This is a genomic window from Dokdonia sp. Hel_I_53 (assembly GCF_007827465.1).
GTDB lineage: Bacteria > Bacteroidota > Bacteroidia > Flavobacteriales > Flavobacteriaceae > Dokdonia.
Genome location: NZ_VISL01000001.1, coordinates 1602151 through 1625720 on the forward strand (window position 1 = coordinate 1602151; position 23570 = coordinate 1625720).

The window sequence follows — 23570 nt, forward strand, 5'->3', positions numbered from 1 at the left end:
ATTTTGTTTACCCTTTAATATTATGACCCCGTAGCTGCTCAAAAATGCGGAGTGACTTGCTATCAGTCATGATAGAAATCTGATTGCAGATAAATAAAAGCTCTTCGTAACGCGTAGCTCCCTCTTGAGCATTAGACAAAAATAATTTTTTAACAAGCTTATCATAGTGCGTAGGCTCCTCTACCAATGATCTACAACGAGCTTTCAATAACGTACTTAAAATCTCATACCCAGCAATTTCTTTTGCAATTACTTCCTCACTTTGATATATTTTTTCAACACTAATTTTTAAAATATCCTGTATTTGAGCCTCGTAGCTTGACTTATCTAATAAAGCTTTCGCGAAAGCGCCCTTTAAAATTGCCTCTTCATTTTCCATAAATATAACTACCGCCTCATCAATAAGTTTCCCTATTGCTAGGGCTCTTAAGTAACCTACTCTTGCCGCCTTATCTGTAAGTGAGGCATATTTACTCCTATTGATATGAGGTACTAATTTAACTAGATATTCAAGCGCATATTCTTCAGAAATAAGTCCTAGATTAATCCCATCTTCAAAATCTATAATTGTGTAGCAAATATCATCTGCTGCTTCTACTAGATAGGTTAAGGGGTGCCTCGCATAACTTATATCAGCTCCTGATCTGGTTTGAATAAGTCCTAGCTCGTCTGCGATGTCCTTAAAAGATTCTTTATCTGCTTGAAAAAAACCATATTTTTTATCTGCGATGTGATTTGTAGGTTTAAAGGGTAGCGATTCTTTTGGGTATTTCATAAAAGCACCTAATGTGGCATAGGATAGTCTTAAGCCTCCCTCTGCGCCAGGTCTTGACTCAGTAAGAATTTTGAACCCATTTGCATTCCCCTCAAATGTACAGAGGTCTTGATACTCCTTTGCTGTAAGTTCTTGTTTATATATCTTCCCAGGGCCATTTTTAAAAAAATCCCCTATAGATTTTTCTCCAGAATGACCAAAAGGTGGATTGCCAATGTCATGAGCTAATGCTGCTGCTGCTACTATGGCTCCAAAATCATTCATCTTATAACCATGAACTTCCGATAGGTGAGGATATTTTTCTAAAACTCGCTTTCCCACCTGCCTGCCTAAGGACCTACCTACTACAGCAACCTCAAGGCTATGTGTCAACCTTGTATGCACAAAGTCAGTCTTAGATAATGGAATCACTTGCGTTTTGTCTTGCAGGCTTCTAAAGTGTGAAGAAAAAATAATACGGTCATAATCTACTTCAAAACCTAGTCTGGTCTCATCTTGTTCTGTACGTAATCTTTTATTTGTATCGCCTTGTCTCTTTAAGGAAAGTAAGCGTTCCCATTGCATCATAATGCTCTTTTTTAGAAAGAGCAAGATAGTGGGTTTTACGCTTTCGCGAAAGCGAAATAAAATCACCATACAGAGATTTTAAGCATAACTCTTAACAATGAGGTTACACTAAAATTACAAGAAGCTAATACAACTATAACTTTGAGGTAACTTCAAAAAACAATAATGACAGCATCTTTGCATCGAAGATTTTAAATGACAATCAAATCGAAAACCAAAATGAAAAAATTAATTTTTAGTCTAGCCTTATTAGGTGGAATTTTAACGGGATGTTCAAGTGATGATGATCAACCTATTGTAGTAACTGAAGTTCCTGGAAATGGAGGAGGTGATGATACAGGTAGTGTAGACACTACGCTATCTGGAAATATCACAGAAGACATGACATTAACAAATGACGTAATATGGCAACTTGATGGCCGTGTAATTGTGACAGCTGGAAATACGCTTACAATCGAGCCAGGAACAATCATTAAAGCATTTGCAGGTCAAGAAGCAAATGCGTCTGTTTTAATTATTGCACGTGATGCAAAAATAGAAGCAAATGGAACAGCTGCTGCTCCAATTATCATGACTTCTAGTGCAGATGGTATACAATTAGGACAAACAGAAGGAACTCTTGATGAAAACACTCGTGGCTTATGGGGAGGACTTATCGTATTAGGTAACGCACCTATTTCTGAGGATGGTGATGTAGAAGCGTCTCAAATTGAAGGAATACCTGCTAGTGACACTAACGGTCTTTATGGAGGTACTGATGCAGCAGATGACTCAGGAACTATAACTTATGTTTCAATACGTCATGGTGGTACACTCATAGGTGAGGGTAACGAAATTAACGGACTTACTTTAGGTGGTGTAGGAACAGGAACTACTATCGATCACGTAGAGGTTGTAGGAAATGTAGATGATGGTATCGAATTTTTTGGAGGTACTGTTAATGCATCAAATCTTTTAGTTTGGGCTCAAGGAGATGATGGTCTTGACATTGACCAAGCATATGCAGGAACTGTAACAAATGCAGTTGTAATTGCCGGAGATATCTCTGACCACGCTTTAGAAATTGATGGACCAGAAGGGTCTTTAAATGGTGCTTTTACGCTTAATAACATCACTCTTATAGGAAGTGCAACTGCTCCAAATGGAGAATATGCAGACTACAGAGATGGGGCGCAAGGAGCAACAAACAATGTTTTTGCAACAGGATTCCAAGACGGGAAAGATGTCGAATTAGATAACAATGGGGTTGCTCAAAACTATATTGATGGTTTAATTTCTTTCACAAACTGGATCGTAGAAGGAGTTACTCCTGCAAATTCAATTTTTGTTGAAAAAACTGGAGATGGTGAATCAACTATTATTTCACCATCATTTACAGATCAAGCTGCAGATTGGACAACAGCTGGAACATCTGGAGGTGCAGATCTTACTGTATTTGCTTGGACATTTGCTGCAGCAACTACATCTGGTGTAATTGACTAAATAATAAAAAGGGGCGTTAAAATCCCACACGCATACAAACTATACAATAATATTGATTGCCCGCCCTTAATGGTGGGCAATCTTATGAATTACAATATAATGAAAACCGTTTTATATTCACTCTTACTTTTACTGTCTGCAATAACTGCAAATTCTCAAACGGGAATTATCGCTGGTACTATTAATGATGGGCAGCTCAATGACATACTGCCATTTGCAAATGTTATTGTTCAAGGAACAACAAAGGGTACTACTTCAGACTTTGATGGAAAATACTCGCTAGAGATTGCTCCCGGAACGTACGTCATAGAATTTTCTTTTGTTGGATATAATACACAGCAAATTTCTGAAGTGATTGTCACAGAAAACAATACTACAACTCTTGATGTAACACTATCAGGGGCATCACTAGACGAAGTTATCATCACATCTACTACGCGTCAGAATACAGAGCAATCAGTTTTAAATCTTCAAAAAAAATCGGTTCAATTGCTCGATGGATTGTCATTAGAAAGTATTAAAAAAAGTGGCGCTAGTAATGTTGCTTCCGCTGTAAAAAACATACCGGGAGTATCTGTTCAGGGTGGAAAATATGTATATGTAAGAGGTTTAGGTGATCGTTACACAAAAACTATACTTAATGGAGTTGATGTGCCTGGACTTGATCCAGACAGGAATACATTACAACTTGATATTTTTCCTTCTTCTATTTTAGAAAATATCATAGTAGTAAAATCGTCTGCTGCAGATCAACCAGCAGATTTTACTGGAGGTGTAGTTGATATTGTTACTAAAGATATTCCTAATAGTAATGAGACTAGCGTTTCAATAGGTCTTGGCTATAATCCTAACTTTCATTTTAATGATAGCTATATTAGCAATGAATCAAGTGGAACAGATTTTCTAGGTTATGACAACGGACAGCGATCTAATCCTTTTAATGAAAATCAGGTTTTTGATTTTCCTACAAACACGCCTAATACTGCTTCTTTTTTAGCTGGCAGACTTAATCCTGTATTAGCTGCGCAAAGAGAAAATAGTGGTGCAGATTTCAACTTATCTTTTACTACAGGAAACTCTTATGATGTAGGCGATAATAAATTAGGATATCTTGCTTCCATTTCTTACCGTAATGAAACTACTTACTATGATGACTACGTAGATGGACAACGTTTTAGAAAAGATACTGATTCAAGCATTTTTGAACTTAATACAGACAGAACACAACAAGGTGAAAGAGGAGAAAATAATGTTCTTATAAGTGCACTAGGTGGATTATCTTACAAAACTAACAATTCTAAATACCGTCTTAATGTATTGCATATTCAGAATGGTGAATCTGGAGCTTCACTACTTAGTCAAACTAACAGAATAGACAATAGTAATACTATTAAAAAGGATATTTTAATTTATACAGAACGCGCTCTTACAAATGTACTTTTAAGTGGAAAACACACTAATGAAGATGCTACTTGGATAACAGAATGGAAATTATCTCCTACATTCTCAAATGTAGATGATAAGGACTTTAGAACAACTCCTTTTTTAGTAAATGATGAAGATGGAAGTTTTACAATAAGCCCAAGTGAATCTGGAGACGCTTCTCGTTTTTTTAGAAACCTAGATGAAATTAACCTCGCTGGTAAAGTTGATGTTACTCGCAAACATAAACTATTTGAAAAAGACGCAAAATTCAAATTTGGGGGAGCCCATACTTACAAGCAACGTGATTTTAAAACAGTACGTTTTGCAACTCCTTTCAGAAACTTTAATAGTGCGCTTTTAAATGGAGACCCTAATGCTATTTTAGGAGAAAATATATACAATCCAGATAGTGACAGCGGCTTCTTTGTAAGAAGAGATTCAAATGATAATGATCAATTCGACTCAAATATAAATGTGGGAGCATATTACGTATCTGAAGAACTTAGACCTACCTCATGGCTTACTGCAATTGTGGGAGTACGCTTTGAAAAATTTGATTTAATCTATACGGGACAAGATCAACAAGGAAACGTATTTCAGGATGAAAGAATATTAGATAAAGCAGATCTATTTCCTTCTGCAAATTTAATTTTTGATCTTAATGAGGATGGCAATAAAAAGGTTAGAGCATCATACTCAAGAACTACAGCACGCCCTTCATTTAAAGAAGCGTCTCTTGCACAAATATTTAATCCTATCGAGAACGAGCTTTTTATAGGTAACATAAATTTACAACCTACATATATAAATAACTTAGATTTAAGATATGAAATTTATGGAGCTAGTGACAAGAAATTTAACATAGGTGATTTTGCAGCCATCAGTGGTTTTTATAAAAGTTTCAAAGACCCTATTGAACTAACATTTTTCGCTGAGGCAACTGGACAGGTCACACCACGTAATCTAGGGGATGCAAATGTTTTAGGTGCAGAAATTGAGCTACGTAAAAACTTAGACTTTGTAGGACTTAACAATTTCTCACTTAATATAAATTACTCTATTATTGATTCTGATGAAACCTATAATGAAGATGAAAGATTGCTAAGGGAAAACTTACTTAGAGATGGAGAAAATCTTGATTCTGGGAGAGTGCTACAGGGACAATCACCATTTTTACTTAATGCAGGCATTGCTTTTGAATCTGAAGATTCAACATGGAAATCCAGCCTATCTTATAATGTGCAAGGTAAGACGTTGCAAATTGTAGGCGCAGGTGAGATTGCAGATGTATATAGGCTACCATTTAATGATTTGAAATTCAATCTCTCCAAATCTTTCGGAGAAGATCAAAATCAAACAATCACTCTTAAAGCAGCAAATCTACTTAATGATGATCGCGAGAGTGTTTTTCAATCATATAATGCACAAGATCAGTTATACTCAAAATGGAGTCCTGGGCAAGATTTTAGCTTAAGCTACAGCTTTAAGTTTTAATCTCCCATTAGTAGAATTAGCCATAAAAAAAGGTCTCCTATATTAGGAGACCTTTTCGTTTATGATTCTTGTTATGCTTTCGCGAAAGCAAACTAATATCTATTACTTACCACTTCGGTATTTTTATTTTTCCAAGTATTCACCACTGCAATGCGGGAATTGTTATAATCAACTTCTGTCAGTTTATCATCTGCCCAGAAAAACCAAGTTCCTACTTTCTCTCCTGCTTCATACTGAGCTTCTGCGGTTTTATTACCAGTGCGATCATAACTGATCCACTTACCAGTAAGCTGACCTTTTTTATTAAAAAATCCAGTCTGACTCACAGTGCCATTGTCATGCATCAATGTAGCCTCTATAATGTCTCCATTCTGGATGTAAGTATTTTTAACTTCTTCTTGTGCGCTTACTGCTATATTAACTAAAAAAGCAGCTGCAATAATCAATATCTTTTTCATCTTCGGGGATTTTAATTAATGTATACTACAAACATAACTCAAATTTTACAATTATCAAACTTTTACATAACATTTTGTTTACATAAAGTTTACATTAATCTTATAATTAGCTGAAATACAGTTTATTATGATTGTTTTTTTTATAATTACCTGCCATATTAGCGTAACAAATTGCTTATTATCAATACTAAACATAGAGCTAGCTTAAGTTCACTTTATACATGTGCGTGTTATGAAAACGAAGTATCGTCTATAATCACAATTTTAAATAACATTAAGATAACAATAGAAATGTCGGAATTACTGAATTTTACAAATTATAGATTTGAATAACCTTTATGGAAAACATGTACATTTTTATGATTGGCGCACTTGCTATATTAGCAGTAGCCGATCTAGTTGTAGGCGTAAGTAATGATGCCGTAAATTTTCTAAACTCTGCCATTGGTTCTAAAGCAGTATCCTTCAAAACAATTATGATTGTCGCTAGTTTGGGTATTGCATTTGGTGCCTTATCGTCTAGCGGAATGATGGAAGTCGCTCGTAAAGGAATTTTTGATCCATCTCAGTTTTATTTCAATGAGATCATGATCATTTTTATGGCTGTGATGGTCACAGATATTATTCTGCTAGATATTTTTAACAGTCTAGGTATGCCTACTTCCACAACAGTGTCAATAGTTTTTGAATTACTAGGAGCGGCAGTAGCTATGTCGATAATTAAGATTTCTAAAAATAGTGACTCATTATTAGATATTGCAAATTATATAAATACGGATAAGGCAACTGAAATTATTGTCGGGATATTACTTTCAGTTTTTATAGCATTCACAGTCGGTGCAATAGTGCAGTTTTTAACACGCTATCTACTTACTTTTAGATTTGACAAAAAACCTTCTTGGGCAGCTGCTCTATTTGGTGGAGTAGCCATAACATCAATTGCTTATTTTATAATTATTAAAGGACTAAAAGGTGCAGATATTTTGCCTCAAAATTTCAGCGAATGGGCAGGGAATAACTTATACCAGTTTTTAGGTGCAAACTTTATAGTTTGGACTATTTTAGGGTATGTTTCTCATGCAATATTGAAAATCAATATTTACAAACTCATCATAATCTTAGGAACCTTTGCGCTTGCAATGGCCTTTGCTGGGAATGATTTAGTAAACTTCATTGGTGTACCCATGGCCGCTTATAATGCATTCCAATCGTGGTTAGGATCTGGAATTTTGCCTTCTGAATTTGGAATGGAAAGTCTAGCAGAAAAAGTACCTACACAGCCTGTTCTTTTATTAGTCGCTGGCCTCGTGATGGTACTCACACTCTGGTTTAGTGAGAAGGCACGTCGTGTTGTTAAGACATCCGTAGATTTATCAAGACAAGATGAAGTCAAAGAGCGTTTCAAACCAAACTGGTTATCTCAAAATTTAGTACGAGGAGTTATAGTTGCAAATGTTGGACTCAATAAACTACTACCTACTACAACAAAACGAAGCATTAGTAAGAGCTTTGAAAAAGCACCCATACCTATGGTTGCGCAATCTGAAGCTCCAGCTTTTGATATGGTTAGAGCTGCGGTAAACCTTGTTATAGCAAGCGTTTTAATTTCTGTAGCGACTGGACTTAAACTTCCCCTTTCTACCACTTATGTTACCTTTATGGTTGCCATGGGTACCTCCCTTGCAGATCGTGCTTGGGGTAGTGAAAGTGCCGTATATAGGGTAGCTGGCGTATTAAATGTAATAGGAGGATGGTTTCTTACTGCACTTTCTGCATTTACTGCTGCTGCAGTCCTCGCATACTTAATGTACTTAGGAGGCATTTATGCAATTGTGGCTTTATTCCTTTTTGCACTTTTTATGTTAGGACGTCACTACTTTTCAAATAAAAAGGAAAATTTAGAAGCTCAAAAAGAAGAAGACTTACGCAAAGCAGAAAGTCAAACGATTCAAGGAATCATCGAAGAAAGTGCAGATAACATTGTAAAAACTGTAGAGAGAACTAATAAAATTTATACAAATGTTCTAAAAGGGCTTGCAAAAGGAAAAGTCAAAAGCCTTAAGAAAAGTCGTGAAGGAGTAGAAAAACTTAATGACGAAGTAGATGATTTACGTAGTAATATCTTTTACTTTATAAAGAACTTAGAAGAAACTAGTGTGAGAGGATCTAACTTCTATATTCAGATTTTAGGGTACTTAGAAGATATAACACAATCATTAGATTATATAGCCAAATCTAGTTATAAGCATATTAACAACAATCACAAACCATTACGTTTTAATCAGATTAGAGATCTCCAAGAAATCAATAATAAACTAAGCTTATTTTTAGATGAAACTGCCACTGCTTTCAAGGACCGTAATTATGACATGATAGACGTGCTCATCGGCAAGAAGAAAGAATTGTATGCTGATATTACAAAGAAAATTGAAAAACAGATTGAGCGTACTCGCTCTGAGGAATCAAGTCCTAAGAACACAACACTATATTTTGGACTCTTACTGGAATCTAAAGATCTTGTTGAAGAAATAATGAATCTTCTAGAACTTTATAGCACAGAGAATAAGCAATATTAATTTATTGACTGGAGTATAATTAAAGACCCGACTTGCTTATCGCATCGGGTCTTTCTTGTTTTATGATATAAATACGCTTTCGCGAAAAACAAATCCCACAGAAAAAAATAAACTCAAGGAAGTTGCAGCTGTTTTCCTAAAAATGGGATGTTTTGCTTTTGGTGGACCTGCAGCTCACATCGCAATGATGGAAGATGAGATTGTATCTAAAAGAAAGTGGAACTTTAGAGATCAATTCCTTGACCACATAGGTGCTACAAGCTTAATTCCAGAAGCTAATTCTACAGAAATGACCGTGCACTGCAGCTATCACTATGCAGAGAAAAAAGGTCTTTTTCTTGCAAGTAAAACTTTTATTATTCCAGCTATTAATATTACAGGTGTACTTGCTTACTTCTATATAACGAATGGAAATCTCCCAGGGATAAAACCTTTTTTTATTTGGTATAAACCTGCAGTTATTGCGGTGATAGCTGCCGCTGTTTTAAAGTTCGAAAAAAAAACAATTAAATCGATTGAATTGGCAGTCAATGGACTCATAGTACTTGGTTTAACTTAATTTGGATTGAGCGATGTTATAGCACTTATAGTCGCTAGTGTATTGGGAACAGTATACTTCTTTTTAAAAATGGGTCCCATTTTGTACGGTTGTGGTTATGTTCTCTTTGTATACATAGATGCAGAGCTCGTTTCATTTGGATTATTATCTAGAACAGCATAAATTGAAGAATTGCAGCTGGGCAATTCACACCATCCCCCGCATTATATACAGCTACTTTTATAGGATATCAACCCTCCAGAATACGGGGAGCAGTTGTAGCCAGTATAGGTATTTTTCTTCCGTCTTTCCTATTTGTACTTATACTTACTCCAGTGCTCCCAAAATTACGGCAATCGACACTATTTCGTTATTTTCTAAATAGTGTTCATGTGGCTGCTGTGGCGGTCATGCTATCCGTTTTAATACAAATGAGCTTAGAGAGTATTATAGATTGGAGATCCGCTTTAATCTATCTAATAAGTGCCTTATTAGTCTTTGGTACATGGAAAATATCTTTGATGTGAATTATTCTTGGTGGTTCAATGTAAGGGTATTTATTATTTCTCGCATAATCTCACAATATTTGAAATTAGTTCGTTAAAAAATTTCAAAACCTATTGTTAATCTTACTTAACATTTCAACTTCAAAACAATTATACTCGTAGATTTATATTCAACCAAATAATATAAATTATGGCAGATATAATTAAAGACGAAGAAGATCCAACAGAAGAGTATCTTTTACAAGACAATAAAAAGACAAGGTTTGGCGCAACTTTTATAGTTATCACCCTTATCATATTAATACTAGCAGTAGTAGCAACCTATTTTGTAGTAGGATTTTAAATAATACAAATTTCTAAAAACCTCTAATTCTCAATTTTTAGAAATAGAGGTTTTTTTATGTCATATTTTAAACGATGTATAAGCTGTTCATTATCCACATTAATAATAGGCTATCACATTTTCGCGAAAGCAAAAAACCCAAACACTTCGTAGCGTCTGGGTTACATTTTATAGAATAGTTTAATCTAACTGATTACCCTTTTAAGGAAGCTGCAAGATATTCACGGTTCATTCGAGCAATGTTTTCTAAAGAAATTCCTTTAGGACATTCTACTTCACAGGCTCCTGTGTTTGTACAGTTCCCAAATCCTTCTTCGTCCATTTGCTTAACCATGTTTAATACACGATTAGTCGCCTCTACCTCACCTTGTGGTAGTAATGCAAACTGACTTACTTTTGCACCTACAAATAGCATAGCACTAGAGTTTTTACAACTTGCTACACAAGCACCACAACCGATACAAGTTGCTGCTGCAAAGGCGTCATCTGCATTTTCTTTTTCAATAGGTGTTGCATTTGCATCAACAGTATTACCAGAGGTATTTATAGAAATAAATCCACCTGCATGCTGTATTCGATCAAAAGAAGATCTATCTACCATTAAATCTTTTACAACAGGAAACCCTGCTGCTCTAAAAGGTTCTATCGTAATGGTTTCTCCATCTTTAAATTTACGCATGTGAAGCTGACATGTGGTTACCAGACGATCTGGTCCGTGAGCTTCGCCGTTAATAAACATAGAGCAAGACCCACAAATTCCCTCACGGCAATCATGATCAAAAACAACTGGCTCTTCACCTTTATTGATAAGTTCATCGTTAAGGACATCCATCATTTCTAAGAAAGACATATCTCCATCGATTCCGTCAATAGGGTATGTTACCATTTCTCCTTTTGCGCTAGCGTTCTTTTGACGCCATATTTTTAAGGTAAGTTTCATAGTATCTTTCTTATTTATAACTTCTTTGTTTCAATTCAATATTCTCAAACTCCAACTGCTCTTTGTGAAGAATAGCATCTTTAGGAACTCCTGTGTATTCCCAAGCAGATACAAAAGTAAAGTTTTCATCATCACGTTTTGCTTCTCCCGCTTGCGCTCCTCCCTCTTCAACAGACTCTTCTCTAAAGTGTCCACCAGCAGATTCATTTCTAGTTAATGCATCTTTAGCAAAAAGCTCACCTAGCTCTAGAAAATCTGCGACACGAAGTGCTTTTGCAAGTTCTTCGTTAAATTCATTCTGTGTTCCTGGAACTCTTACTTCCTTATAGAATTCATCACGTAAGGCTGAGATTTCATCTATTGCACTTCTTAGGTCTGTCGCATTACGAGACATACCACATTTGTTCCACATGATTTTTCCTAATTTCTTATGGAAATAATCTACGGCTTTAGTACCATTATTATTAATTAAAGCATCTACTTGCTTGCGTACATTCTGTTCTGCCTCTTCAAATTCTGGACTATCGGTAGGGATAGGTCCCGTACGGATATCGTGAGATAAGTAATCTCCAATAGTATAAGGTAGTACAAAATAACCATCTGCAAGCCCTTGCATCAATGCAGAAGCTCCTAGTCTGTTTGCTCCGTGATCTGAGAAGTTTGCCTCTCCTATCGCATAGAGTCCTTCAACATTAGTTTGTAAGTTGTAATCTACCCAAAGACCTCCCATCGTATAATGTACTGCTGGGTAAATCATCATAGGTGTTTTGTATGGGTTTTGATCTACAATCTTTTCATACATCTGGAAAAGGTTGCCATACTTATTTTTTACAACTGCAGCTCCTAGCTCAGTTACCAGTGCTTTATCATCTGCATTAAGACCTTTTACATAAGCTTCTTCTTTACCGTATCGTTCTATTGCAGAGGCAAAATCAAGGTACACAGCTTCTCCAGTTTTGTTTACTCCAAAACCAGCGTCACAACGTTCCTTCGCAGCTCTAGAGGCAACATCACGTGGCACTAAGTTTCCAAAGGCTGGATAACGACGCTCTAGATAGTAATCTCTTTCTTCTTCTGTAAGTTCTGTAGGTTTCTTTCTACCCTCACGTATTGCAATGGCATCCTCTTTCTTTGCAGGAACCCAAATACGTCCATCATTACGTAATGATTCTGACATCAACGTTAACTTAGACTGGTGATCACCAGATACTGGTATACATGTTGGGTGAATTTGTGTATAGCAAGGATTTGCAAAATAAGCCCCACGCTTATGTGCTTTCCAAGCTGCTGTCACGTTAGAACCCATTGCATTAGTAGAAAGGTAGAATACATTTCCATATCCTCCAGTTCCTAATACTACGGCGTGAGCAGAGTGACGTTCTATCTCTCCTGTAACTAAGTTACGAGTTATTATTCCACGAGCTTTGCCGTTAACCTTAACAACATCAAGCATCTCGTGACGATTGTACATTTTAATCTTACCACGACCTATCTGACGGTTCATAGCAGAGTATGCTCCTAAAAGAAGTTGTTGTCCAGTTTGACCTTTTGCATAAAAGGTTCTACTTACAAGTACTCCACCAAAAGAACGGTTGTCTAGCAGTCCACCATAATCACGTGCAAAAGGAACTCCTTGAGCAACACATTGATCAATAATATTTGCAGACACTTCAGCAAGACGGTATACGTTTGCTTCTCTTGAACGGTAATCTCCACCTTTTACAGTATCGTAAAATAAGCGGTAGGTTGAATCCCCATCCCCTTGATAATTTTTTGCTGCATTAATTCCCCCTTGAGCAGCGATTGAATGCGCACGACGAGGCGAATCTTGAAAACAGAATGCTTTTACGTTGTAACCCAGCTCTGCAAGCGTTGCTGCAGCAGACCCTCCAGCAAGTCCAGTACCTACTACAATTACGTCAATAAGGCGCTTGTTTGCAGGATTTACAAGGTTAATTTCATTTTTATGGTTTGTCCACTTATCAGCTAGTGGTCCTTGAGGTATTTTAGAATCTAATGCCATAGCTTTATGTTTTAGTGAGGGATTTGATTAAGGTGTAAATACACAGCAATAAATATGAATCCCACTGGTATAGCGATTGCCCAAACTTTTGCAAATTTTGATAATGCTACAGAGTATTTGTTATTAAACCCAACCGATTGAAAGGTGGATGCAAATCCGTGCCATAAATGAACGGCTAATAATATAAATGAGATTACATATAGAACCACACGTACAGGGTTCTCAAATTTATGTACCGTTTCTGCATAATATCTTGTAGGGTCTTCAGGATGTGACTCGACATATTTGTGAATCATTTCTGGAAACCAAAAGTCATAAAAGTGTAATCCTAAAAACGCAAGAATCACTGCTCCAGAGATAATCATATTTCTCGAAGCCCAAGTTGCGTTTGCACTTCCTTTATAATTTGCATAGCCTACAGGTCTCGCCTTTCGGTTTTGAATTTCTAGTACGAAGCCCATAATAAAATGGAAAATGACTCCTAATATTAATATAGGCTGTAATCCGTATTGAACTAGACCGTTTGATCCCATAAAATGTGACCAAGAATTGAATAAGTCTGGTGCAAGCACTGCTGTGCTATTAATCACAAAATGCTGTGTTAAGAAAACAACTAGAAAGAGTCCAGAAAGTGCCATTGCTACTTTGCGACCAATCGATGATTTAAGTAATCCGCTCATTTATTTTTAGTTTGGAATAATCTTAGCAAAAATACGGCGCAAAGGTTGTATAGGCAACTTTAGGCAGTTCTCATTCTTATTATTTAGAATGATTATAATCACCATGGCAAAATATTCATTGACAATGTTTTATGAAAAATAAAAAGTATAAAATCACTACATATTCTAAATTAGTATGAAATTGACTTTAGACTGAACCTAAGTTCGCTTTCGCGAAAGCGAGACAAATCATAAAACTTAATGGTAACAAATTAGTGCCTATTTTCCATAGTGCAATTTTCACCCTCAAATTCAAACTCCAAGGTAGCGTGTTCAATATGATGCTCCTTGAGATAAGCTCTCACATTTCCTTTGAGAGTGGCCATTTCTAATGCAGAGAGATTCTTATTCAAGACAAGATGTGCGGTTAAAATGGTGTACTCTCCATCCATAGACCATATATGGAGATCGTGTGCTGCCTCTATTTCCTTAAATTCGGTTAAACCAATTTTGACCTTATCATAAGCGACACCTTCTGGAGTTCCCTGCATTACAATCTGGATGGTTTCTTTAAGATTTTTATACACGTTAAAGACGATGTACAACGCTATTCCTAACGAGAGTATTGGATCCAATATCGGGATATCAAAGAAATACATTAAAACCGCTCCTATTAAAACAGCTACCCATCCCAATACATCTTCAAGTAAATGTAGCGACACTACTCGCTCATTAATACTTGTTCCTTTTTTTAATCGTAAAACAGCCGCACCATTAAAAATTACCCCTAGAATTCCGAGTATAATCATTCCTTTGGCATCTGGAGTTACTGGATTAATCAATCTTGGCACTGCCTCAATAATTATAAATACACCACCAACAACAAGCACAATAGAATTGATGATTGCGCCTAATAAAGAAAATCTTCTATACCCGTAACTATATTTTTGAGTGGCTTCTTTCTTAGAGTAGTTTTGAAAATACCAAGCGAGACCCAATGACAAACTATCACCCAGATCATGAACTGCGTCCGAAAGAATTGCCACACTATTAGTCATTATACCACCAATGATCTCAATAATTGTAAAAATAACATTGAGAAAAAATGCAACTTTTATATTTCCTGTATGGTGATGGTGTGCATGCGAGTGATTATGATGCGAATGACCTTTTGACATTTATATTAACGTGTTAAAATTTAAGTGTTGCTAATCGATATTTACTCAACGACTAGCTGTGTACGATCACTATGGTTAATACCTTCCAAGGTTATATCATATGTTCCTGCTGGTAAATAGTACTTCCCATTTTTTGCCTTCTGAATATCCAAAACACTATTAGCTTTTTCTAAGATTTTCTTTCCTTTTTCGGTAATTGTCAAATCATATTGAGCTTCATTCAACCCAGCTGATGGCGTTAATTTAATCTTTTGCAATTCTTTCCCATCTTCAGATTTAATTAAAATTGCGTATTGCTTGGCTTCTTTTGTATAATACGGCAAACTTAATTTAGGCTCATAAGCTTCTTGCCATGTGCTCCATGAACTTCCCCATCTAGGACTACTCTTTACTTCATTCAAATCAAAGAGCTGTACATCTTTGTTTAAATCTGTGTTTTGGATAGCGGTAATATCTGCTGTATAAATACTACGTCCGTGAGTTCCTAAGAGTAAATGATTTTCTCTTTTTTGAATTTTTATATCATGTATAGCTACTGCGGGTAACGCTTTCGCGAAAGCGTGATACTCTTCCCCACCGTTCATACTTACATAAGCTCCATTATCTGTACCTACATAGATGATATTTTCTTTTACAGGATCTTCCACAATAACATTTACAGGAGATGCTGGAATGTTTGCTGAAATATCCTTCCACGTCATTCCATAATCATTTGACACATACACATAAGTTTTAAAATCATCCCAACGATATCCATTTAAGGTTGCATAAACACGGCTTTTCTTATGCTCACTGGCCACTACCCTACTTACCCATAAATCTTTAGGAAGGTTTGTGCTTATATCCATCCAGTTACCTCCGCCATTCTTTGTAACAAATATTTTCCCATCATCACTTCCAGTATAAATCAACCCAAATTGAAAAGGAGACTCACTTAAAGAAGTAAGAGTTCCGTAAGCAACATTACCAGGCTTACCACCCTTGGTAAGGTCATCACTTATCGCCACCCAATCATCACCTTGATTCATAGATCGCATTAATTTATTACCACCTAGATACAAAATATCTTGATTATGACTACTTAGTAGTATTGGTGTTTGCCAATTAAAACGATAGGGGCTTTCTCCTAGCTCGTGTTTTATATCTAATCTTTTATTTTCTCCGGTATCTCTATTAATTCTGTAATAGTTACCAAATTGAAACCCAGTATAAACAATATTTGAGTTGCGGCTATCGACTTGAATCTGCATCCCGTCACCTCCCATAATACTCTCCCAAGGGTATTTCCCTTGTTGTAACCAGCTCTTATCTTCGGCAGCATTGTGTGCAGCGACCCATACCCCATTATCTTGCAACCCTCCATAGACATTGTAAGGTGTCTCGTTGTCCACTTGAATAGCGTAAAACTGACCGACGGATGGATCATTTGCTTTAATCCAGTTTTCACCATCGTCATACGTAATATTCACCCCTCCATCATTACCATTAATTAAGTGTTTCTCGTCTTTAGGATTAATCCAAAGCGCGTGGTGATCTGCATGTACATTTTCTGCACTTATACTTGTAAAGGTTTTTCCTCCGTCTTTAGATTTTATGATGGGTACGCCATAGATGTAGATATCATTCTCGTCACTTGGGTTGACATTAATCTCCCCAAAATAATATCCGTAACTATAATAGAGATCATTAATATAATCCTCATGTGTTTTCTTCCATGTTTTTCCACCATTAGTGGATTTATACACCTCTGCTCCCACTACAGGTGTGTCAAATAATTGCGTGTTTGCTGTTTCTAAATAAGTTGCGAGGTCTGCTGGCTTAACATCTCCCTGGCGTACCATCGCTTTCACGTTTGATGCACGGTATTTTTCTTGAAAGCCATTACGCTTTAAAAATGCATCAAGCTTTTTATCTTCTAGTTCAAGAAAAGTTGATGTTGACATAGATTTAAATTCATCTTTATCTAGTTGTCCGCCCTCTGCCTTATTACCATTTTCTTTTCTACGGAATTGACTATCATGAACTGCATAAACCGTGTTCTCATCAAACACTGCTACACCTATACGGCCCACTCCATCACCAGACGGGAAGCTATTGAGTTTCATCCAAGTATTACCAGCATCTATACTCTTATAAATTCCAGATCCCGGTCCAGATCCATTAAAATTCCATGCCTTGCGGTCACGTTCCCAAGCAGAAGCATACAAAACATTAAAATTCTTTGGATCGTGATCAATATCTATAATTGCGGTCTCATCATTTATAAATAATGTCTTTTTCCATGTCAAACCTCCATCCATTGTTTTAAAAATTCCACGTTCGTTATTCGTAGAATATAAATGACCTAAAGATCCAACAATTACCTCATTTGTATTGTCAGGATTAATTAAAATCTTACCAATATGATGAGAGTCTGTAAGACCCATGTTTTCCCAACTTTTTCCTTTATCTGTAGATTTAAGTATCCCTATTCCTGCATAACTAGATCGAGAAGAGTTATTCTCTCCAGTACCCACCCATATAGTTCCGCTTTTCCAGTCTACTGCAATCTCTCCTATATTTTGAGTAGGTGCATTATCCATTACTGGTGTAAACGTAGTTCCATTATTGTTTGTGTACCAGAGACCTCCACTAGCATAAGCCACATAAAACTCGGTTGTTTTATCTGGATTTACAGCAAGATCTACTACCCGACCACTCATAATTGAAGGGCCAATATTTTCAAATGGAAGTTCTCTTACTGCGCTATTTTTTAAAGACATTTCCTTTTGAGATACAGCTTTTTCCTGCATCTGTGTAGATGTGGGAGGTTGCTGGGCATGAAGAAGTGATGCGATTGTAATAAGTAAACTTGTTGCTAGAATGGACTGTAGTTTCATTTAAAAAGTTTTAAAGGCAATGAAAATACGCAACAGCGTTATTTTAAGAAAATTTTTGGATTTAGTTTAACAGTGTTAGGTGTTACGCTTTCGCGAAAGCGTACCCAAATTTGTACTTTTACAGAAATACTACGATTTACTATGAAATACGATCAAATAGACAGCTCACTTTTTATTAAAAACCGCAAAAACTTTATGGCTCAAATGAAGCCTAATAGTCTAGCAGTTTTTAACAGCAATGATATATATCCCATAAGCGCAGACAGCACAATGCCGTTTGAACAACACAGGGATATTTTCTATTTAAGTGGTGTGGATCAAGAGGAGAGTATACTTATTCTATTTCCGGATTGCCCTAAAGAAAAATATCGCGAGATGCTATTTTTAAAAGAAACGAATGACCATATCGCAGTCTGGGAAGGTGAAAAATTAACTAAAGAAGCTGCCTTTAAAACAGCTGGAATTAAAACTGTTTTTTGGCTACAAGATTTAGAAAAAATCTTTGCAGAACTAATGACCTATGCAGAAACTGTTTATGTTAATACAAACGAGCATTACCGCGCTGCTGTAGAGACAGAAACCCGCGAAGACCGATTTACAAAATGGTGGAAATCTAAATATCCCGCTCATAATGTTGCAAAAAGCAATCCAATTTTACAACGCCTGAGAGCTGTAAAAGATCCTATTGAAATTAAGTTGATGCAAAAGGCTTGTGATATTACAAATAAAGGATTTAAAAGAGTGCTCAATTTTACAGAGCCTGGGGTTTGGGAATATGAGATTGAAGCAGAGTTTATGCATGAATTTTTACGTAATCGCTCAAGAGGCTTTTCGTATACACCTATTATTGGTTCAGGAAAAAATGCCAATGTATTGCATTATATACAGAACAATCAACAATGTAAAGCAGGTGAACTAATTCTTATTGATGCTGGTGCAGAATATGCAAACTATAGCTCAGACATGACACGTACTATCCCAGTTTCGGGAAGATTTTCAGATCGTCAAAAGGAAGTTTACAATGCAGTGTTAAGAGTAAAGGATGAAGCTACAAAAATGCTTACACCAGGAAATCTCTGGGAGCCTTATCACGTGGAAGTTGGAAAATTAATGACTTCAGAACTTATAGGACTAGGGTTGCTTGACAAGGCAGATGTACAAAATGAAAACCCAGACTGGCCTGCATATAAAAAGTATTTTATGCACGGTACCTCACATCATATTGGGCTTGACACACATGATTATGGATTGCTTCATGAGCCAATGCAAGCAAACAATGTCTTTACCGTTGAGCCTGGGATTTACCTTCCAGATGAAGGTTTTGGTATACGCTTAGAAGATGATGTGGTGATTCAAGAAAATGGTGAACCATTTAACTTAATGAGGGACATCCCAATTACTGTAGAAGAAATTGAGGACATCATGAACACTAACAGTTAAATCTCTTTTCCTAAAGCAGTTTATAAAGAGGTTTAAAAAAATCAAAGCCCAGTGTCAACATATACACTGGGCTTCTACATTTAATTAAAACAATTAACTTAAATCACTATTTCATGTGGGAAGACATACTCTTGTAATAAAGAAAGTGCACGATTTTTATCTTTTGTTGCAACTAATAAGGAGATGTTATTTTTACTTCCACCGTAAGATATCATTCTTATATCTACGTCTTTGAGTATATTAAAGAGATGGTGCGTACTTTTATCTGCACTTATTTGATTTCCCACCAAGCAGATAATAGATTGTGCTCTATCTATCGATAATAATGCAAATTTTGTGAGTTCATTTGCTATTTTTTCTAAATTTTGGGTATTATCTATAGTTAATGATACAGCAATCTCAGAGGTGGTGATCATATCAATAGCTGTCTCATAACTATCAAAAATTTTAAAAACATTACTTAGAAAACCATGAGCCTGTAACATTCTAGCCGATTTTATTTTAAGAGCCGTAATTCCGTCTTTTGCTGCAATAGCCTTAATACCCTTACCCTTTGCTTTATGAGTGATCATCGTACCTCTTGCTTTCACATCTAATGTATTTTTAAGATGTAAAGGAATTTTGTATTGCCTCAAAGGTTCTACGGTAAGTGGGTGGAGAATTTTTGCGCCAAAATAAGCTAGCTCTGCAGCCTCATCATATGACAAATGAGCAATAGAATGAGTCTCTTCTACAAAACGAGGATCATTGTTGTGAAAACCATCTATATCAGTCCATATTTGAACAGATGTTGCTTTTATAACAGCACCAATAATAGTTGCAGTATAGTCACTACCTCCACGTTGTAAATTTGAAACTTTACCCTCATAATCACGACAAATAAATCCCTGTGTTATATAAATATGTGCGGGTGGCAAATTTTCTATAGATCGATAAATATTTTGCTGTATATAAAATGTATCTGGCTCTTTATGCATATCTATCCGCATGAAATCCAGAGCTGGCAATAAGCATACACTCACATTTTCCTGCTCTAAATAACTTGTAAGAATCCATGTAGAAAGCAGCTCTCCTTTAGACAAAATCTCGTCAACTGTAATGGTTGAAAAATTTGTAACCTGTATAGAGTTTTCAATACTAGAAAATATCCCATCCACATAACCTCTTACTTTTGAGAGTATGCTCAATTCTGTAAATAATTCTTCTAAAACTTGATCATACTCCTTTTGTAATTGTATAGCAAGATCAGCTGCAAGCGTTCTTTCACCTATTCTTACAGCATCTGCAATCTGAAGTAACTTGTTTGTAGTTCCAGCCATTGCAGAGAGTACGACGATTTTTAGTTCTGGAGTATCGATAATCTCACGAACTTGCTTTAGATTTTGAACAGAGCCAACTGAGGTGCCACCAAATTTTAATACTTGCATTTATATTTTTTAGAAAGCAAATGTAGGATCAAAAAAGATAAGAGGTAAAATATCCAACAAAAAAGACTAAATTTGAACATAATGTTAATTATATAACAATTGAGAACAATAGCCGATTGTGTTACAGAAATCATAGGAAGTCAACCTTACATTGAGGAAGCTCTTTCACAAAAAATAATCAATTATGCTGCATTAGCAGAGAGCATGAACCCTCGCATCGAAAAAATGCTAGCTAAACCTGTAAAAAATGGAGCTATTCTTATGGCCCTGCGCAGGTATGTCCCGCCTACGGAAACAAAAAAATCGATGCGCCTTAAAGAAGTGCTCTCAAATTTGGGTGATATTACAGTGCGCTCTAATCTTGTTGATTTTACCTTTCTTAACTCTGCGACACTCATAAAGAATCATGCGCAAATATTAAGCACCGTTGCTCAAAATTCAGAAATTTTTTATGCTTTTACGAGAGGAATGCATGAGAGCACACTTATCATTTCTTCAAAGGAAACCAGCAGAATAAAAGACCATTTTAAAGATGAAAAAATACTTGAATTTAAAGATCTGCTCTCTGCAATAAGCATTAGATTGCCACAAGGTAATGCTACTGTTGCGGGTCTGTATTACCAGATTTTTAAAAGTCTTGCTTGGGAAGGGATCTCTTTACACGAAGTAATTTCCACGACTAATGAGTTTATTATTTTAGTTGAAGATCAACTTGTAGAACGTGCTTTTTCTGTTATTAAAAAATTACAGCAATAAAGGATTATGACCGCTTTCGCGAAAGCGTATACACATTAATCACTATAAAAATTATGAACGATGGCAGTAACCACCCTAAACTATCAGTTCCTAAAGGCAGTGCCTTCTGTATAGGAAGCATTTGTTCTCCAAAACCTATAGATGACCAAAAATCTGGTGAACTGAAAAGAATTATCACTAAAATAACTCCTCTAAATACCAAAGGTGATGCATATCTCTTTGGAAACGTGTTGAGTAGGATTAAAACAATTGTAACTGGGTAAATAAACATTAACGCAGGTACCGCCACTGCTATAATGGACATTACATTAAGCTGTCCCATTACGACCCCTAAGATTGCACCTAAAATGGCTGTAAGTTTATAGGCTACTTGAGAATTATGGAAAATACCCTTTACAAAATCTGCAGTACCAGTAACGATACCTACAGCAGTTGTAAAACATGCCAGACTCACGAGAACAGCTAGTATACTACTCCCTATATTACCTAATGTAGTCTTACTTAAAAAAGCAAGAAGTGTAGTACGATCTGTGTTTTCTAAACCACCGCTTTGTAAAGCACCTAGGTAAATTAATCCGCCGTAAATAATAAGTAAGCCTAGGCCTGCTATGACTCCTGCATTGGTTAAGATTTTCCTATTTTGTGCTGCCGTACCTCGTGTATAGCCCAAAGAGATAACTACAACACCTCCCACTACAACACCCCCTATGGCATCAAAGGTCTGATAACCTTCCAAAATTCCATTCACAAATGCGTTTTCAAAAACAGAAGTTTGTAATGGCTCATGATCCATGAAAATTCCAATACCTATTACAAGTAGTAGTATCGCAAGTATAGCTGGAGTAAGATATTTACCTACTAGATCCATGACCTTTGATCTATTAAGTGCAAAAAGTAATACGAGCGCAAAATATACACTACTCCACACCCAACTTGATATTTCAAAATAGGGCTGAATAGCCATTTCATAAGCTACAGATGCGGTACGTGGAGCGGGTAATGCAATGGAGATTGCATAGACTATAAAACAATAAATTAATGCAAAAAGTGGAGAAACTTTATGAGCAAAATCTATCATAGTCCCCTGTAATCGTGCATGACCATAAATTGCTAATATAGGAATAACCACAGCTGACACAGCAAATCCAAGCAACACTAAAAACCAAGAACTCCCTCCATTATACCCCAAAAAAGGTGGTAATATGAGGTTACCTGCTCCAAAAAAGAGGGAAAATAAAGCGAAAGATGTTATAAAAGTTTGTTTGGTGAATCTCATGGCTTACTTGATATTTGTTGCTCAAGATAATAACAAATGAACATCATACACAAAGGAGCCTCTATTTATTATACTGATGAAGGAAAGGGATTACCAGTGGTCCTTTTACATGGTTTTTTAGAGAATAAAACTATGTGGGATAATTTCGTAGGACCTTTAACTCATAATTACCGGGTTATATGTATTGATTTACTAGGTCACGGCCAATCTGAGTGCACTGGGTATATTCATACCATGGAAAATATGGCAGCCGCAGTTTATGCTGTTGTCTCTATACTGAAAATTTCCAAAATTCAGATTATAGGTCACTCTATGGGTGGATATGTGGGAATCGCTTTCGCGAAAGCATTCCCAAAAATAACAGCAGGGTTGTGTCTATTAAATTCTACACCTAGACCAGATGATCTCGCACGTAAAAAGATACGCACTCGGGCAAATGAAATGGCAAAAACGCAATATGAGCAACTCATAAGAATGTCTTTCGTAAACTTATTTGACCCTGAATATAGAAAATTAAATAATGAAGATATTTCATTAGCTCTTGAGCAAGCACTTAAAACGCCAATACAAGGTTATATTGCAGCAAATGCTGGAATGTCGTTGCGACAAGATCATTCTGATTTCTGGAGAAAATCCACTATAAAAAAAGGTATCATAGTAGGAACTACAGATAGTATTATTCCTAGTGATATAGAAGAAGAACTTTTTTTATCCTATTGTGATTTCTTTAAAAATATTAGTGGCGGTCATATGTTACATATCTCTAATCCTGAGCAAGTATTAATCGCTCTTAAGGGTTTCCTAAACTATTTATGCTAAAGTTGTGCG

The 23570-nt window shown here is 36.1% G+C and carries 19 protein-coding genes; 10 read left to right on the top strand and 9 right to left on the bottom strand.

Features of this window, described 5'->3' with window-relative positions; translation table 11 throughout:
• Positions 1–7: 7 nt before the first annotated feature.
• Positions 8–1339 (bottom strand): dGTP triphosphohydrolase, encoded by a 1332-nt coding sequence (gene dgt, locus OD90_RS07200; RefSeq protein ID WP_144669660.1) that lies wholly within the window; start codon positions 1337–1339, stop codon positions 8–10.
• A 222-nt stretch (positions 1340–1561) separates the two neighbouring features.
• Between dgt and OD90_RS07205 the strand changes: the two genes are divergently transcribed.
• Together OD90_RS07205 and OD90_RS07210 are read left to right on the top strand one after the other, a co-directional pair.
• Complete coding sequence (locus OD90_RS07205) at positions 1562–2824, top strand: hypothetical protein (RefSeq protein WP_144668403.1); 1263 nt, start codon at positions 1562–1564, stop codon at positions 2822–2824.
• A 99-nt stretch (positions 2825–2923) separates the two neighbouring features.
• Complete coding sequence (locus OD90_RS07210; protein WP_261374475.1) at positions 2924–5743, top strand: TonB-dependent receptor; 2820 nt, start codon at positions 2924–2926, stop codon at positions 5741–5743.
• Between the two features lie 92 nt (positions 5744–5835).
• Here the strand turns inward: OD90_RS07210 and OD90_RS07215 are convergent, their stop codons facing one another.
• Complete coding sequence (locus OD90_RS07215) at positions 5836–6201, bottom strand: nicotinic acid mononucleotide adenyltransferase (RefSeq protein ID WP_186434723.1); 366 nt, start codon at positions 6199–6201, stop codon at positions 5836–5838.
• A 338-nt stretch (positions 6202–6539) separates the two neighbouring features.
• On the opposite strand from OD90_RS07215, the gene OD90_RS07220 reads away from it, so the two are divergent.
• The 5 genes from OD90_RS07220 to OD90_RS13150 all read left to right on the top strand — a co-directional run bounded on the left by OD90_RS07220 (position 6540) and on the right by OD90_RS13150 (position 10164).
• Entirely contained in the window at positions 6540–8777 is a 2238-nt protein-coding gene (locus tag OD90_RS07220) for an inorganic phosphate transporter (protein WP_144668407.1), read from the top strand.
• A gap of 55 nt (positions 8778–8832) precedes the next feature.
• Positions 8833–9336 carry a chromate transporter gene (locus tag OD90_RS13260; protein ID WP_261374476.1) on the top strand — a complete coding sequence of 168 codons (504 nt, stop codon included), beginning with the start codon at positions 8833–8835 and terminating at the stop codon, positions 9334–9336.
• A 6-nt stretch (positions 9337–9342) separates the two neighbouring features.
• Positions 9343–9498 carry a hypothetical protein gene (locus OD90_RS13265; RefSeq protein WP_261374477.1) on the top strand — a complete coding sequence of 52 codons (156 nt, stop codon included), beginning with the start codon at positions 9343–9345 and terminating at the stop codon, positions 9496–9498.
• Between the two features lie 59 nt (positions 9499–9557).
• The gene (locus tag OD90_RS13270) at positions 9558–9842 is read left to right on the top strand and encodes a chromate transporter (RefSeq protein ID WP_261374531.1); all 285 of its coding nucleotides are present in this window, start codon (positions 9558–9560) and stop codon (positions 9840–9842) included.
• A 169-nt stretch (positions 9843–10011) separates the two neighbouring features.
• Positions 10012–10164, top strand: a complete 153-nt coding sequence (locus tag OD90_RS13150; RefSeq protein WP_186434724.1) for a hypothetical protein — start codon at positions 10012–10014, stop codon at positions 10162–10164.
• 193 nt (positions 10165–10357) lie between these two features.
• Here OD90_RS13150 and OD90_RS07230 read toward each other — a convergent pair whose 3' ends face one another.
• The 5 genes from OD90_RS07230 to OD90_RS07250 all read right to left on the bottom strand — a co-directional run bounded on the left by OD90_RS07230 (position 10358) and on the right by OD90_RS07250 (position 17843).
• On the bottom strand, positions 10358–11104 hold the full coding sequence (locus tag OD90_RS07230; RefSeq protein ID WP_144668409.1) for a succinate dehydrogenase/fumarate reductase iron-sulfur subunit: 747 nt from the start codon (positions 11102–11104) through the stop codon (positions 10358–10360).
• A 10-nt stretch (positions 11105–11114) separates the two neighbouring features.
• The gene (locus OD90_RS07235; protein WP_144668411.1) at positions 11115–13127 is read right to left on the bottom strand and encodes a fumarate reductase/succinate dehydrogenase flavoprotein subunit; all 2013 of its coding nucleotides are present in this window, start codon (positions 13125–13127) and stop codon (positions 11115–11117) included.
• Between the two features lie 11 nt (positions 13128–13138).
• Positions 13139–13807, bottom strand: a complete 669-nt coding sequence (locus OD90_RS07240; RefSeq protein WP_144668413.1) for a succinate dehydrogenase cytochrome b subunit — start codon at positions 13805–13807, stop codon at positions 13139–13141.
• 251 nt (positions 13808–14058) lie between these two features.
• Positions 14059–14964 carry a cation diffusion facilitator family transporter gene (locus tag OD90_RS07245; RefSeq protein ID WP_144668415.1) on the bottom strand — a complete coding sequence of 302 codons (906 nt, stop codon included), beginning with the start codon at positions 14962–14964 and terminating at the stop codon, positions 14059–14061.
• Positions 14965–15005: 41 nt separating this feature from the next.
• The gene (locus OD90_RS07250) at positions 15006–17843 is read right to left on the bottom strand and encodes a WD40/YVTN/BNR-like repeat-containing protein (RefSeq protein WP_144668417.1); all 2838 of its coding nucleotides are present in this window, start codon (positions 17841–17843) and stop codon (positions 15006–15008) included.
• A 141-nt stretch (positions 17844–17984) separates the two neighbouring features.
• Here OD90_RS07250 and OD90_RS07255 point away from each other — a divergent pair, with 141 nt between their 5' ends.
• Positions 17985–19283, top strand: coding sequence for an aminopeptidase P family protein (locus OD90_RS07255; RefSeq protein ID WP_144668419.1), 1299 nt, complete (start codon positions 17985–17987; stop codon positions 19281–19283).
• 98 nt (positions 19284–19381) lie between these two features.
• Here the strand turns inward: OD90_RS07255 and OD90_RS07260 are convergent, their stop codons facing one another.
• Entirely contained in the window at positions 19382–20710 is a 1329-nt protein-coding gene (locus OD90_RS07260) for an aspartate kinase (protein ID WP_144668421.1), read from the bottom strand.
• Between the two features lie 99 nt (positions 20711–20809).
• On the opposite strand from OD90_RS07260, the gene OD90_RS07265 reads away from it, so the two are divergent.
• Positions 20810–21466 (top strand): hypothetical protein, encoded by a 657-nt coding sequence (locus OD90_RS07265; protein WP_144668422.1) that lies wholly within the window; start codon positions 20810–20812, stop codon positions 21464–21466.
• A gap of 4 nt (positions 21467–21470) precedes the next feature.
• Here OD90_RS07265 and brnQ read toward each other — a convergent pair whose 3' ends face one another.
• Positions 21471–22742, bottom strand: a complete 1272-nt coding sequence (gene brnQ / locus OD90_RS07270) for a branched-chain amino acid transport system II carrier protein (protein ID WP_144668424.1) — start codon at positions 22740–22742, stop codon at positions 21471–21473.
• A 36-nt stretch (positions 22743–22778) separates the two neighbouring features.
• On the opposite strand from brnQ, the gene OD90_RS07275 reads away from it, so the two are divergent.
• Positions 22779–23561, top strand: coding sequence for an alpha/beta fold hydrolase (locus OD90_RS07275; protein ID WP_144668426.1), 783 nt, complete (start codon positions 22779–22781; stop codon positions 23559–23561).
• The last annotated feature ends 9 nt before the right edge of the window (positions 23562–23570 follow it).